The organism is Nakamurella multipartita DSM 44233 (assembly GCF_000024365.1).
GTDB classification, from domain to species: domain Bacteria; phylum Actinomycetota; class Actinomycetes; order Mycobacteriales; family Nakamurellaceae; genus Nakamurella; species Nakamurella multipartita.
In genome coordinates, this window is the sequence record NC_013235.1 from 1,104,603 (window position 1) to 1,118,235 (window position 13,633).

The 13,633-nt window shown below is 70.6% G+C and carries 14 protein-coding genes and 3 tRNA genes; 15 read left to right on the top strand and 2 right to left on the bottom strand.

Annotated features, from left to right (window positions below; genetic code table 11):
- The first annotated feature begins 217 nt into the window (after window positions 1-217).
- The 6 genes from NAMU_RS05030 (at window position 218) to NAMU_RS05055 (ending at window position 4,281) form a co-directional block, all read left to right on the top strand.
- Window positions 218-2,779 (top strand): putative bifunctional diguanylate cyclase/phosphodiesterase, encoded by a 2,562-nt coding sequence (locus NAMU_RS05030; RefSeq protein ID WP_015746330.1) that lies wholly within the window; start codon window positions 218-220, stop codon window positions 2,777-2,779.
- A 108-nt stretch (window positions 2,780-2,887) separates the two neighbouring features.
- Window positions 2,888-2,960: transfer RNA gene (locus NAMU_RS05035), tRNA-Thr, on the top strand.
- A gap of 74 nt (window positions 2,961-3,034) precedes the next feature.
- Window positions 3,035-3,107, top strand: a tRNA-Met gene (locus NAMU_RS05040).
- Window positions 3,108-3,223: 116 nt separating this feature from the next.
- The gene (gene rpmG, locus NAMU_RS05045) at window positions 3,224-3,388 is read left to right on the top strand and encodes a 50S ribosomal protein L33 (RefSeq protein ID WP_015746331.1); all 165 of its coding nucleotides are present in this window, start codon (window positions 3,224-3,226) and stop codon (window positions 3,386-3,388) included.
- Window positions 3,389-3,403: 15 nt separating this feature from the next.
- The gene (locus NAMU_RS05050) at window positions 3,404-3,853 is read left to right on the top strand and encodes a MaoC family dehydratase N-terminal domain-containing protein (RefSeq protein WP_015746332.1); all 450 of its coding nucleotides are present in this window, start codon (window positions 3,404-3,406) and stop codon (window positions 3,851-3,853) included.
- Window positions 3,850-4,281: a MaoC/PaaZ C-terminal domain-containing protein gene (locus tag NAMU_RS05055; protein WP_015746333.1), complete on the top strand. Its 432-nt coding sequence runs from the start codon at window positions 3,850-3,852 to the stop codon at window positions 4,279-4,281. Before NAMU_RS05050 ends, NAMU_RS05055 begins: the two co-directional genes overlap by 4 nt.
- A 231-nt stretch (window positions 4,282-4,512) precedes the next feature.
- On the opposite strand, the gene NAMU_RS05060 is transcribed toward NAMU_RS05055, so the two are convergent.
- Window positions 4,513-5,751 (bottom strand): pyridoxal phosphate-dependent aminotransferase, encoded by a 1,239-nt coding sequence (locus NAMU_RS05060; protein ID WP_015746334.1) that lies wholly within the window; start codon window positions 5,749-5,751, stop codon window positions 4,513-4,515.
- Between the two features lie 205 nt (window positions 5,752-5,956).
- On the opposite strand from NAMU_RS05060, the gene NAMU_RS05065 reads away from it, so the two are divergent.
- The 5 genes from NAMU_RS05065 (at window position 5,957) to rplA (ending at window position 9,050) form a co-directional block, all read left to right on the top strand.
- Window positions 5,957-6,029, top strand: a tRNA-Trp gene (locus tag NAMU_RS05065).
- Window positions 6,030-6,093: 64 nt separating this feature from the next.
- Window positions 6,094-6,687 (top strand): preprotein translocase subunit SecE, encoded by a 594-nt coding sequence (gene secE / locus NAMU_RS30830; protein ID WP_245544862.1) that lies wholly within the window; start codon window positions 6,094-6,096, stop codon window positions 6,685-6,687.
- Window positions 6,688-6,928: 241 nt separating this feature from the next.
- Window positions 6,929-7,747 carry a transcription termination/antitermination protein NusG gene (gene nusG / locus NAMU_RS31600; RefSeq protein ID WP_169312565.1) on the top strand — a complete coding sequence of 273 codons (819 nt, stop codon included), beginning with the start codon at window positions 6,929-6,931 and terminating at the stop codon, window positions 7,745-7,747.
- Between the two features lie 65 nt (window positions 7,748-7,812).
- Window positions 7,813-8,247 (top strand): 50S ribosomal protein L11, encoded by a 435-nt coding sequence (rplK, locus tag NAMU_RS05080; protein ID WP_015746337.1) that lies wholly within the window; start codon window positions 7,813-7,815, stop codon window positions 8,245-8,247.
- A gap of 89 nt (window positions 8,248-8,336) precedes the next feature.
- Window positions 8,337-9,050 carry a 50S ribosomal protein L1 gene (gene rplA / locus NAMU_RS05085; protein WP_015746338.1) on the top strand — a complete coding sequence of 238 codons (714 nt, stop codon included), beginning with the start codon at window positions 8,337-8,339 and terminating at the stop codon, window positions 9,048-9,050.
- An 81-nt stretch (window positions 9,051-9,131) separates the two neighbouring features.
- Here rplA and sodN read toward each other — a convergent pair whose 3' ends face one another.
- On the bottom strand, window positions 9,132-9,527 hold the full coding sequence (gene sodN / locus NAMU_RS05090; protein ID WP_015746339.1) for a superoxide dismutase, Ni: 396 nt from the start codon (window positions 9,525-9,527) through the stop codon (window positions 9,132-9,134).
- Between the two features lie 137 nt (window positions 9,528-9,664).
- Between sodN and sodX the strand changes: the two genes are divergently transcribed.
- From sodX to NAMU_RS05110, 4 genes are all read left to right on the top strand, one after another.
- Window positions 9,665-10,066, top strand: coding sequence for a nickel-type superoxide dismutase maturation protease (sodX, locus tag NAMU_RS05095; RefSeq protein WP_015746340.1), 402 nt, complete (start codon window positions 9,665-9,667; stop codon window positions 10,064-10,066).
- A gap of 300 nt (window positions 10,067-10,366) precedes the next feature.
- On the top strand, window positions 10,367-10,975 hold the full coding sequence (gene rplJ / locus NAMU_RS05100) for a 50S ribosomal protein L10 (RefSeq protein WP_015746341.1): 609 nt from the start codon (window positions 10,367-10,369) through the stop codon (window positions 10,973-10,975).
- A gap of 112 nt (window positions 10,976-11,087) precedes the next feature.
- Window positions 11,088-11,480 (top strand): 50S ribosomal protein L7/L12, encoded by a 393-nt coding sequence (rplL, locus tag NAMU_RS05105; RefSeq protein ID WP_015746342.1) that lies wholly within the window; start codon window positions 11,088-11,090, stop codon window positions 11,478-11,480.
- Between the two features lie 182 nt (window positions 11,481-11,662).
- On the top strand, window positions 11,663-13,603 hold the full coding sequence (locus NAMU_RS05110; RefSeq protein ID WP_015746343.1) for an ATP-binding protein: 1,941 nt from the start codon (window positions 11,663-11,665) through the stop codon (window positions 13,601-13,603).
- Window positions 13,604-13,633 lie beyond the last annotated feature (30 nt).

The following is a 13,633-nucleotide window of genomic DNA, read 5'->3' on the forward strand; positions in this document are numbered from 1 at the left end:
CCGAGCGAGTCCCCGACGAGAGGCCCGGCCCACGGCACGTACTGGCGGTGTGCGCTGAACGGGTAAAGAGATTCACCCAGGCTCACGCAGGTGCTCACCTTTCTGCCATAATTTCGCTGATCGTTTTACTATCTGTGATAGTTCATCGTCACCCACCCGGCAGGAGCTCGGTCTCAATCACCCGGACGCGACCCGGCTAGGGGAAGGGAGCTTCGTAATGACGAAAGCCCTTCACCCGACCGCCCGGTCCCGGCGGACGTTCTCGGCCCGCCAGGTGTTCCCGGTGGTCGCCACGGTGATGTTCCTGCTGGCCGGAGCCCTCTGGGTGCCGGTCCTGCGGCTGTCGGCCAACCTGGTCGATCCCGAGTACCTGCTGCTGGGCATGCTGGTCCTGCTGGTGGCGTTCCTGGCCGGCGAACTGTTCCCCCTGCACATCGAGGTCCGCCGGGAAACGTTGCTGGTCAGCGGATCCGAACTGCCGATGGTCTTGGGGCTGTTGCTGTTGCCGGCCTGGACGGTCGGGCTGACCCACCTGGTGGCCAGCGGACTGGTCTTTTTGTTCCGGCGGGACAGCTCCCGCAACATCGCGGTCAACCTGTCGTTCATCGCCGCCGAGACCGGCGCCGCGGCCCTGATCATGTTGCTGATCACCCGAGCCGCCCCGGCCCCGCCGGTCGGCGTGCAGTACCTGGCGGTCTCGGTCGGCGTGCTGACCGGGGCACTGCTGTCGGCGATCGCCGTCGGGCTGACCTACCGGCTGCTCGGTCCGGCCGAACCGCTGGGCCGGATCATCGTCCGGTCGATGATCTCGGCATTGGCCATCGTGACGTTCGCGCTGGTCGGCTACACCGTGTGGATGGCCGGTCCGTTCGGGCCGTGGCTGTGCGTGGCCCTGGCCGGGGTCCTGGCCGTGCTCTACCGGACCTACTTCGTCTTCCTGCGCCAGCACGCCGACCTGACCCGGATGTACAGCTTCGTCCGCGAGGTCGGTGCGGTGGGCGCCGCGGCCGACGGGTGGCGGGGCGTGCTCGAGCAGGTGCGCGATCAGTTCAACGCCGAGGTGGCGGTGCTGCGCCTGGACGAGGGTGACGGCTCTCTGGCCGGTATCGCCGTCGGCCCCGACGGGCCGCGCCCGGAGCGGACGCTGCCGGACACCGACCCGCTGCTGGTGCAGGCCCGGTCCGAGGGTCGGGTCCGGGTCTCGACCGATCGGACCATGGACACCCCGGTGCTCGCGGCCCTGGCCGAACGGCAGGCGTGGGACGTGCTCGTGGTGCCGCTGCGCTCGGGCGACCGGGACCGCGGTTACCTGGAACTGCACGACCGGCTCAGCCGCTGGGACCGCTTCCGGGACGAGGACCTCCGGGTCCTGGAGACGCTGGGCGGCCACGTCGCCACCGCCCTGGACAATCTGCGGCTGATGGATTCGTTGCGGCACGAGGCCTACCACGACGCCATCACCGGCCTGCGCAACCGGGTCGGTCTCACCGTCGCCGGCCAGGAGGCGATGTCCGGCGGGGGCGGGGGCGCCATCCTGCTGGTCGAGCTCAATGTCCTGTCCCAGGTCAACAACGCCCTCGGGCACGACCGCGGGGAGCTGCTGCTGCGGATGGCCGGCGAGCGGCTGGTCGCGCTGGTCGGACCGACCCGCCCGGTCGCCCGGATCGAGGCCGATCGGTTCGCCGTGCTCTGCGAGCCGCTGCCCGAGACCGAGCTGACCGCGCTGGGCGGGCAGATGCTCTCCGCCGTCGGCGGCGGGTACTCGATCGACGGCATCGAGATCGATCCCCAGGGGGCGGTCGGCATCGCCGTCGTCCCGGCCGGCGCGGCCGGTCATGGCTCCGACAGCGGCCTGGAACCCAGCGTGCTGCTGCAGCGGGCCGAGATGGCCATGCTGGCGGCCAAGGTCCGGCAGGAGTCGGTGCAGATCTACCGGCCCAGCATGGGGGAGGTCTACCGGCGCCGGTTCCAGCTGGTCACCCAGTTCCGGCAAGCGGTCGAGCAGGGCCGGATCATCGTGCACTACCAGCCCAAGGTCGACCTGGCCCACCGGGAGCTGGTCGGCGTCGAGGCGTTGGTGCGCTGGATGCATCCGGAATTCGGGCTCGTCTCGCCGGCCGAGTTCGTCGAGGCGATCGAGGCCACCGGTTCGATCGACATCCTGCTCGAGCACGTGCTGGACAGCGTGCTGGCCCAGCTGTGGCAGTGGCGCAGCGCTGGGCTGCATATCACCGCGTCGGTCAACCTGTCGGTGCACAACCTGCTGGCCGAGAACTTCCCGGCCACCGTGGCCGCGGCCCTGCGCCGGCACCAGGTGCCGGCCCAGCTGCTCACCTTCGAGATCACCGAGTCGAACGTGATGACCGACCCGGAACACTCGCTGCCGGTCCTGCGCGAGCTGCACGCCATGGGCATCCAGCTGTCGGTCGACGACTTCGGGACCGGCTACTCCTCCCTGGCCTACCTGCGGCGACTGCCGATCGACGAGATCAAGATCGACCGCTCGTTCGTGCAGGGGATGGGCACCGACCTGTCGGACCTGGCCATCGTCCGGGCCATCGTCGACCTGGGCCACTCGCTGGGCCTGCGGGTGGTCGCCGAGGGCGTGGAAGAGGAGGCGGCCCGGGACGCGCTGCGCGAGATGGCCTGCGACGAGGCTCAGGGCTTCCTGATCTCCCGTCCGGTGCCGCTGGATCGGTTCGAGGCCTGGCTGGCCTCGCGCACGGTCAGCATCTACGACCCGGCCTCGACCACCCACGTGCTGCGGATGATGAGTTGATCGACGCCGCGCTGGTGCGGAGCACCCCTTGACGTGGGGTAGAGTTGTCCGGGCTCACGAGCTTAGGAAAGTTCGCGGTTCGTGAGCCGATTGCAGTGCGCAGTGCCCGCCCCTTTAGCTCAGTCGGCAGAGCGTCTCCATGGTAAGGAGAAGGTCTACGGTTCGATTCCGTAAAGGGGCTCGGACGGTGACGACGGGCGGCGGAACAAGATTGCCGCCCGTTTCGTTCACTCCAGCGGGGTTTCCGGCCCGCGAGGCGGTGTAGCTCAGTTGGCAGAGCAAGCGGCTCATAATCGCTGTGTCGCCGGTTCAAGTCCGGCCACCGCTACGTGCCCAGCGCGGACCGCCGCCGCGGGGGTCGGGGAAGCCCGGATCCCGCGGGCGGTTCCCGCTGGATGACTCCGTTCGACCGAGCACCAAGCAACAGGAAAAGAGATACCCACCGTGGCCGCCACCGACGTTCGCCCCAAGATCACCTTGGCGTGCGAGGAGTGCAAGCACCGGAACTACATCACCCGCAAGAACCGGCGTAACGACCCGGATCGGCTGGAGATCAAGAAGTTCTGCCCCAACTGCGGCGTGCACCGTAAGCACAAGGAAACCCGCTGATCTAGGCCGCTGACCGTGCCTGTCGATCCCTCATTCATCGGGAAGCCGTTCCCGTACCCGATGTCCTACATCGTGGGCGTGGAGAAGATCCGCGACTTCGCCAGCGCCATCGGCGACGACAACCCGCTGTACCACGATCGGGACGCGGCCCGGCGGGCCGGCCACGCCGACCTCGTCGCTCCGCCGACGTTCGGCGTCGCCATCATCACCCGCGCCCAGGACGAGGTGCTGTTCAATCCGGCGCTCGGCCTGGACTACTCCCGGGTCGTGCACGGCGATCAGCGCTTCGTCTTCCGGCGTCCCGTCGTGGCCGGTGACGAGCTGTTCTGCACCTTCTTCGTGGACAGCTCCCGGATGGTCCAGGGCAATGAGTTCCTGGGTCTGCGCACCGAGGTGGCCGACCCGGCCGGCGAACCGGTGTTGACCGTCTACGGCACGTTGGTCGTCAGGGGGCCCGACGCATGAGCCTGGTCCCGAAGTTCGAATCGGTGTCGGTCGGTGACGAGCTCGCTCCGCTCACCATGACTGTCGACCGGGCCCGGCTGGTCCGGTACGCCGGGGCGTCCAGCGACTTCAACCGCATTCACTGGAGCGAATCGACCGCCGCCGCGGTCGGGCTGCCCGGCATCCTGGCCCACGGCATGCTCACCATGGCCCTGGCCGGCCGGGTGGTCACCAACTGGGTCGGCGACCCGGGCGCGGTGCTCGAGTTCGGCACCCGCTTCACCCGGCCCGTCTTCGTGCCCGACGACGCCGAGGGCGCCACCATTGACTTCACCGCCGCGGTCCGGGCGCTGGACGCCGACGCGCGCACGGCCCAGGTCGACATCACCGCGAAGTACAACGGGCAGACCGTGCTCGGCCGCGCCCGAGCCACCGTCGCGCTGAGCTGACGCCGGCCGCCGCGCCCCCCTTCTCGAGGGGAACCAGCGCTCCCCGAACCGCGCGGATCAACTCTGCCGGCGCGGCCGAAGTAGGGGCCAGATGTGACTGGTGCGACGGAAGTAGCCGACTTCGGCCGCGCGGCCGTAGATGATCCGCGCGGGCCGAGACAGGCGTCGGGCCGGCCCGGGCCGGGCGGCTGACCGCCCGGCCCGCGCTCAGCCCGTCGCTCGGTCCGTCGGTTAGTCCGTCGCGGTGGCCAGGAACTCGGCCATCCGGGTCACCCCGGTGACCAGGTCCTGGTCCGAGAGCGCGTACGAGAGCCGGAAGTACCCGGGTGTGCCGAACGCCTCGCCGGGCACCACGGCCACCTCGGCCTTTTCCAGCACCAGCGTGGCCAGCTCGGCCGACGAGGCCGGGCGCACGCCGTCGAACGACTTGCCGATCAGCCCGGCCACCGACGGGTAGGCGTAGAACGCGCCCAGCGGCTCCGGACAGGACACGTGCGGGATGGCGTCCAGCAGCCCGACGATCAGCTGCCGGCGCCGGTCGAACGCCGTCCGCATCTCGTCCACGGCATCCAGTGGGCCGGTGACCGCGGCCAGGGCGGCCTGCTGGGCCACGTTGCAAACGTTGGAGGTCAGGTGCGACTGAAGGTTGGTCGCGGCCTTGATGACGTCCTTCGGGCCGATCATCCAGCCGACCCGCCAACCGGTCATCGCGTAGGTCTTGGCCACGCCGTTGACCACGATGCAGCGATCGGCGATCTCCGGAGCGACCACCGGCATCGAGACGTGCACAGCGTCGCCGTAGACCAGATGCTCGTAGATCTCGTCGGTGATGACCCACAGGCCCTTGTCGGCCGCCCAGCGGCCGATCGCGGCAACCTGCTCCGGCGGGTAGACCGCGCCGGTCGGGTTGGACGGCGAGCAGAACAGCAGCACCTTGGTCCGCGGGGTCAGCGCCGCTTCCAGCTGCTCGATGCCGACCATGTAGCCGGTGGTCTCGTCGGCCACGACCGGCACCGTGACCCCGCCGGCCAGCGCGACGGCCTCCGGGTAGGTGGTCCAGTAGGGCGCCGGCAGCAGCACCTCGTCGCCCGGGTCCAGCAGCGTGGCGAAGGCCTGGTAGACGGACTGCTTGCCGCCGTTGGTGATCAGCACCTGGGCCGCTTCGACCTCCAGGCCCGAGTCCCGGGCGGTCTTGGCCGCCACCGCCTCGCGCAGCGCGGGCAGGCCGGCCGCCGGGGTGTAGCGGTGATTGGCCGGGAGCGAGCAGGCGGCGATCGCGGCCTGGACGATGTAGTCGGGGGTGGGGAAATCGGGCTCGCCGGCGCCGAAGCCGATCACCGGGCGTCCCGCGGCCTTGAGCGCCTTGGCCTTGGCGTCCACGGCGAGCGTCGCGGACTCGGCGATCCCGCCGATGCGGGCGGAGATCCGGGGATGCGTGGTCGACGAGGATGCGGGCGCGTGCGTGCTCATAGGACAATCGTGGCACGCAGTCCCCAGCCGGGTCAGCCGGGTGGGTTCGCGGGCCGTTGACGTGAGGGTCCGCAGCCGGTCGCGTCGTGCCTTACACTTGACAGCCGGGGTGTGCTCCCGCTTGCCCGTGCGTTGGGCGGACGGGCACATCCCGGATTTGCGAAAGGGGTTCTGATGGCGATCGGCCGGTGACGGTCGTGACCAAAGGGGCGTAGCTCAACTGGCAGAGCAGCGGTCTCCAAAACCGCAGGTTGCAGGTTCAAGTCCTGTCGCCCCTGCAGCACCATCGAACGACTCGGCGCCGCTATGGGCCGGGTCCAGCACAGGTGAGGACGGACGAGAGTGAGCGACGAACACGACGGGGTGTCGGCCGGGACGTCCGGCGACGACCCGTCGGGTGACGGGGCGAAGGCCGCGTCCGACAAGCCGGTGGCCGGCGCGGCCCGCCGGGCCGCAGCCGGATCCAAGCCGGAGTCGGGTTCGGAGTCGACGACCTCTCTGTCCAAGTCCGCACCGGATTCGGTGGAGACGCCGCCGTCCGACGGCCCCGATGCGAACGGGACCGAGACGGATGGCGCCGATGCGGAGTCGATCGAAGCCGACGGTGCCGACTCGGCCCTGACCACCCCCGCCTCGCCCGGGTCCGCCCGGGCCGCGGCGCGACGGGCGGCGGCGCGGGCCGGTACGTCGGAGAAGAAGGGTGAGGCGACCCCGAAGCGGGGGTCGACCACCGCGGTCAAGAAGCCCAACCCGTTCGCCCGGCTCGGCCGGTTCCTGCGGGAAGTGGTCGCCGAGCTGCGCAAGGTCATCTGGCCGTCGCGCAACCAGATGGTCACCTACACCATCGTGGTGATCGCCTTCGTGACCTTCATGGTGGCGTTGGTCGGCGTGCTCGACCTGCTGTTCGCCAAGGGCGTGTTCGCCGTCTTCGGCTAGCCGCCGGAACCGGCGGGTGCCGCGGCGCGGTCGCACCGACCGGGACCGCCGCGGCGATGCGGACCGGCCGCGCGGCAGCGCGCCACCAGCAGTGCGGAACGAAACACACAAGTGAGAACCAGGGAAGTGAGTATCCATCGTGTCCAGTGACGTCGAGTACCCCGGCGGCGAGCCGCCCCGTGACGTCGTGTTGACCGACGGAGACGAGACCATCATCGCCTCCGTGCCGGCAGGCGACGACCTGGCCGATCACGACGTCGAGCAGGAGACCGCGCAGATCGACCAGGCCATCGAGGACCTGGCGCAGGCACCCGCCGACGAGCAGACCGAGACCGCTGTCGAGGCCGATGTTGACGCCGAGGTCGAGTACGAGGTCGACGAGACCGGCCATGTCGAGGAACTGCCGGTCGAGGAACTGCCGGTCGAGGAACTGATCGTCGACGAGACCGTCGAGGACGAGGACCCGGCCGAGGCCCTGCGCTCCGCGCTCAAGCGCGCCGCGGGCGAGTGGTACGTCGTGCACTCCTACGCCGGTTACGAGAACAAGGTCAAGACCAACCTCGAGACCCGCATCAAGTCGCTGGACATGGAGGACTACATCTTCCAGATCGAGGTGCCCACCGAGGAGGTCACCGAGATCAAGAACGGCCAGCGCAAGCAGGTCCAGCGCAAGGTCTACCCCGGCTACATCCTGGTCCGGATGGATCTGACCGACCAGTCGTGGAGCGCGGTGCGCAACACCCCCGGCGTCACCGGGTTCGTCGGGGCGACCGCGCAGAAGCCGTCCGCGCTGACCATCGACGAGGTCGTCAAGATCCTGACCCCGACGGCGCCGCGCAAGCCTGCCAGCGTGGCCACCACGCCGGGCTCGGCGCCGGTGCGCACCGAGGTCGACTTCTCCATCGGCGAGTCGGTCACCGTCATGGACGGTCCGTTCGCCACCCTCCCGGCCACCATCAACGAGGTCAACGCCGACGCCCAGAAGCTCAAGGTGCTGGTCTCGATCTTCGGCCGGGAGACCCCCGTGGAGCTCTCGTTCAGCCAGGTCGCCAAGATCTGACCACAGATTTCCGGCCCTGACCCCAGGTCCGGATCCGCACAGAAGGACAAGCAGAAGGAAAAGCAATGCCTCCGAAGAAGAAGAAACTCGCAGCGATCGTCAAGCTGCAGATCAAGGCCGGCATGGCCAACCCGGCCCCGCCGGTCGGCCCGGCCCTGGGCCAGCACGGCGTCAACATCATGGAGTTCTGCAAGGCCTACAACGCCGCGACCGAGTCGCAGCGCGGTGACGTGGTGCCGGTCGAGATCTCCATCTACGAAGACCGCTCGTTCGACTTCAAGCTCAAGACCCCGCCGGCGGCGCGGTTGCTGCTGAAGGCGGCCGGGGTCGAGAAGGGCTCGGGCACCCCGAACAAGACCAAGGTCGCCTCGGTGACCACGGCTCAGCTCCGGGAGATCGCCACGCTCAAGCAGGTCGACCTGAACGCCAACGATGTGGACGCCGCGGCCAAGATCATCGCCGGCACCGCCAAGTCGATGGGCATCACCGTCACCGACTGAACTCGGTTGACCCGCACCACCCAGATCGTGTGGCAGGGCCCGGCGCGGCCCGACGACCACAACCCTGACCAAGACATACAGGAGCAGAAATGAAGCGCAGCAAGGCTTACCGTGAGGCCTTCGACAAGGTCGATCGCGATCGCCTGTACTCCCCGCTGGAGGCCGCGGAGTTGGCGAAGACGACGTCCCCGTCGAAGACCGATGCCACCGTGGAGGTGGCCATGCGGCTCGGGGTCGATCCCCGCAAGGCCGACCAGATGGTGCGCGGCACCGTCAACCTGCCCAACGGCACCGGCAAGACCGCCCGGGTGATCGTGTTCGCCGTCGGTGACAAGGCCGCCGAGGCCGAGGCCGCCGGGGCGGACGCCGTCGGTTCGGACGACCTGATCGCCCGCATCCAGGGCGGCTGGCTGGACTTCGACGCCGCCATCGCCACCCCGGACCAGATGGCCAAGGTCGGGCGCATCGCCCGCATCCTGGGCCCGCGTGGCCTGATGCCGAACCCGAAGACCGGCACCGTCACCCCGGACGTGGCCAAGGCCGTCGCCGACATCAAGGGCGGCAAGATCAACTACCGGGTCGACAAGGCCGCGAACCTGCACCTGGTGATCGGCAAGGTCTCGTTCCCGACCGAGAAGCTGGTCGAGAACTACGCCGCCGCGCTGGACGAGGTGCTGCGGGCCAAGCCGTCCGCGTCCAAGGGCAAGTACCTCAAGAAGGTCTGGTTCTCCACCACCCAGGGCCCGGGCATCCCGGTCGATCCGGCCCTGACCCGGAACCTGCTGGCCACCGACGAGAACTGATCGTCCCGGCCATAACGAGAACCGCCGCCGACCCGTTGGGGTCGGCGGCGGTTCTCGTTGGCCGGTCCGGAGGTGATCCGGTCAGGCCTTCTTGGTCTCCCAGAAGATCCGATCGATCTCGGCGATCAGGTCGAGCGCCTTCTGGCCGGTCGCCGGGTCGGTGGACGCCTTGGCCGCGGACAGCGCCTTGAGGGTGTCGTTGACCAGGGTGTGCAGCTGCGGGTACTTCTCGAAATGCGGGGCCTTGAAGTAGTCGCTCCACAGCACCGAGACGTGGTGCTTGGCCAGCTCGGCGCGCTGCTCCTTGATGATGATGACCCGGGTGCGGAAGTCGGGGTCGTCGTTGGCCTGGTACTTCTCCTGCACGGCCTTGACCGACTCGGCCTCGATGCGGGCCTGGGCCGGGTCGTACACGCCACACGGCAGGTCGCAGTGCGCCCGGACCGTCACCGTGGGAGCGAAAAAGCGGGACAGCATGATTTGTCCTCCTCGTGCGGTGCTACTCGGATCGGGAAACCTTCCCGGGGGCCGAGCCTACTCACCCGGCCGCCGGAGCGAACGCCGGCGGCCGGGTGAGCGGGACGGCCGTCGGGACAACCAGGAGGGAGCGCGCAGTGGCCGGGTCGGGGCGGCAGTTCGGGATGGCCCGGGTGTCCGGGCCGTCGATGACCCCGACCCTGGTCGACGGGGACCGGGTGCTCGTCCGGTACGGGGTCGCCATCCGCCCGGGCTCGGTGGTGGTGCTGGTCCATCCCACCCGGGCCGACCTGCTGCTGATCAAACGGGCCGTCCGCCAGCAGAGCGACGGCCGCTGGTGGGTGCTGGGCGACAACCCCTACACCGGCGGGGACAGCACGGACTTCGGCGCGGTGCCGGCCGAACTGATCGTGGCCCGGGCCCTGCTCCGGGTCGCCGCACCACCGGCTCCCGGCCGGCGGGCCCGGCTGCGGTGGGCCCGGACGGCGGTGCGCCGGCTGCGGCCCGCCCCGGCCGCCGGCCCGGGTGAGCGGGCGTAACCGCCGGATTTGGATCACCCGGGGCCGGTCGCGTACTCTCGATTCTGATCCACCGAAGACCGTCGGCTCCCGCATGCGCGGGTGAATGTCCCGGAACCAACCGGGCGGCCCACGCAGGGGGACGAGGTAGTCAGAAGTGCGGCCGTCGCCGGCCGCGTTCACGCCCCGTGCCGCTGCGCCGGGGCGTTCGTCGTTTCCGACTCATGCTCGCCGAAGGCCCTCGTTGGCAGGTGCCGGCAGACGCCGTGCACGCACGACGCCGGGGCAACCCGGCCTTTGAGATGTGAAAGGAGGCGACGCATGGCAAAGACCGACAAGGTCGAAACGGTTGCCGAGATCAGCGAGAAGTTCCGGACCGCGAACGCGGCGGTGGTCACCGAGTACCGCGGCCTGACGATGGCTCAGCTCACCGAGCTGCGCCGTTCGCTGGGCAGCGACACCGCGTACACGGTCGCCAAGAACACGCTGGTCAAGCGGGCCGCCGCGGACGCCGGTGTGCAGGGTCTGGACGAGCTGTTCGTCGGGCCGACCGCGGTCGCGTTCGTCAACGGCGAACCGGTCGACGCCGCGAAGGCGCTGCGCGACTTCGCCAAGGCGCACCCGCTGCTGGTCATCAAGGGTGGCCTGCTCGACGGGCGTCCGCTGGAGGCCGCCGAGGTCACCAAGCTGGCCGACCTGGACTCCCGCGAGGTGCTGCTGGGCAAGCTCGCCGGGGCGATGAAGGGGACCTTGACCAAGGCCGCCGTCGTCCTGAACGCGCTGCCGACCAAGACCGCGCAGCTGCTGGCCGCGCTGCAGGAGAAGCAGGGTGCCGCCGCCGGCGACGCGCCTGCGGGCGACTCCGAAGCCCCGGTGGCGGTCGACGCAGAAGCCGCCGCCGAGACCGAAACCGAGACCGCGTCAGCCTGACCGGCCGGCCCGATCTGCATGACCGACCGGTCGCCCGGTCACCCATCACCACCCATCAGACACGCCCCACCCGCCTGACGCGGATGGGCGAGGCAAGTGAAAGGACGCCACCATGGCGAAGCTGAGCACCGACGAGTTGCTGGACGCCTTCAAGGAGCTGACCCTCCTGGAGCTGTCCGAGTTCGTCAAGCAGTTCGAGGAGACCTTCGGCGTCACCGCCGCCGCTCCGGTCGCGGTTGCCGCGGTCGGCGGGGCCGGCGGCGCGGCCCCGGCCGAGGCGGCCGAGGAGCAGGACGAGTTCGACGTCATCCTCGAGTCGGCCGGCGAGAAGAAGGTCCAGGTCATCAAGGCCGTTCGTGAGCTCGTCTCCGGGCTGGGCCTGAAGGAGGCCAAGGATCTGGTCGACTCCGCGCCGAAGGCGATCCTGGAGAAGGCCCCCAAGGAGGCCGCCGAGGCCGCCAAGGCCAAGCTGGAAGAGGCCGGCGCCAAGGCCACCGTCAAGTAATGACGGTGTGCTGACGCACTCGTAGTAACCCGGGAAGCGGGGCGGACCTCCGGGTCCGCCCCGCTTCTGGCATCTCCGGGCCCGGCCCATCGGTATCGATCAGGCGATAGGGCGCCCGCCCGATGTCCCGACGGCCCGGTCCCGGCGACGATGGGACCGGACCGCCGCCGGATGGGGGTGCTGTGTTCGGACGACTGGTCGACGTCGTGAAGTGGATCGGCGCTGCCGCCGACCGCCGGGACGGCGGCGACCCCGTCGCGCATGGCCGGCTGGTGGCCACCGTCGGAGTCATCGAACAGGACTACGCCGCGATCGACCCGACCGAGCCGGGCGGCGATCCGCTCGACGGCCTGGGCGAGTTGTTCGGCCTGGACGAGACCGACCGCGACCTGCTGCTGCTGGCCGCCGCCGCCGACCTGGACGGCAACATCGCGTTGGCCTTCGGCCTGCTGCGCGGGGGCAGCGCACCGTGCCACCCCAGCATCGGGCTGGCCCTGGAACTGCTGGGCATCTCCTCGTTGTCCGGCCCGGCCCGGGCCCGGTTCGCCGACGGGGGCCGGCTGGCCGCGGCCGCGTTGATCGAGGTCGCCGCGACCGGGCCGTGGCTGGCCCGCGAATTCCGCTGCCCCGACCGGGTGGTCACCCAGCTGGCCGGCGCGGCCCACCCGGATCGCAGCCTGGACCCGCTGGTCGTCGAGCCGGTGCCGTTGCCGCTGCCCGGCGGTGCCGAGCTGGTGCGGGCCCTGGAGCAGGGCGCCAGCTTCGTCTGGGTGCATTCGCCGACCGGCACGGCCGGCCTGACCATGGTCGTCGGGGCGCTGGGCGAGGTCGGCGTCCGCAGCCTGAGCCTGACGGTGCCGCTGGCCGGCGACGCCGGCCACGGCGGCTTCCTCCGGGTGGCCATCCGGGAGGCGGCGCTGACCAACCGGTGTCTGGTGCTGGACCGGGCCGAGCGCCTGTTCGCCGCCCCGGAGGGTGCCCCGCCGCGGGACCCGGCCGACCTGCTGGCCGCGCTGGCCCGCCCGCCGGTGCCGGTCGTCGCGGTCGGCACCGCGCCATGGGACCGGCACCTGTCCACCACCACCGCGCCGTACCTGCTGGCCGCGCCGCGGCTGGGACCGGACGAATGCCTGCGGATGTGGGCGGCGATCACCGGCACGCCGCCGCCGGCGGGCGCGCTGGCCGGGCTGCGGCTGTCACCCGACCTGGTCGACCAGCTGGCCCGGTCGGCCACCCGGCTGGCCGCGGCCGAGGACGTGCCGCTGACCGCCGACCTGGTGCGCCGGGTGGCCCGGCAACTGGCCGGCTCGGCCGAGCCCGACGCCGCGGTCGGATTGGCCGATCTGGTGCTGCCCGACCCGACCGAGCGGGCGATCCGCCGGCTGATCGGGTGGGCCCGGCACCGCGAGGAGCTGATCGCCCGCGGGCTGATCGTCGCCGGGCCCGGCAGCGGCGGCGGTATCACCGCGCTGTTCAGCGGCAGCCCGGGGACCGGCAAGACGCTGGCCGCGCACGTGGTGGCGGCCGAGCTGGGCATCGACGTGCTGCGGGTGGACCTGGCCGCTGTGGTCGACAAGTACATCGGGCAGACCCAGAAGAACCTGGAGCAGGTCTTTCACCGCGCGGAGAGCCTGAACGTGCTGCTGTTCTTCGACGAGGCCGAGGCGTTGTTCGGGCGGCGGTCAGAGGTCAAGGACGCGCACGACCGGTACGCCAACCAGGAGGTCGCCTACCTGCTGCAGCGGATGGAGCAGTTCGACGGCATCACCGTGCTGACCACCAACCTGCGCGGCAGCCTGGACCCGGCGTTCAGCCGGCGCCTGAGCTTCATCCTGCACTTCCCCGACCCGGACGAGCCGACCCGCCGCCGGCTCTGGCTCACCCACGCCGCCCGGCTGGGACCGATCGACCCGGACGATCCGATCGACGCCGGCCGGCTGGCCGCCACCGTCGAGCTCTCCGGCGGCGACATCCGCAACGTGGTCGTCGCCGCCGGGTACGACGCGGCCATCGACGGCGTGCGGCCGGGCATGCGGCACCTGCTGGACGCCGCGGTCGCCGAGTACACCAAGTTGGGTCGCCGGGTACCGGCCGACCTGCTGGACGGCGCCCGCCCCCGGTAGCGGGCCGGGCCGGTTCGGCCGGCCGACCGA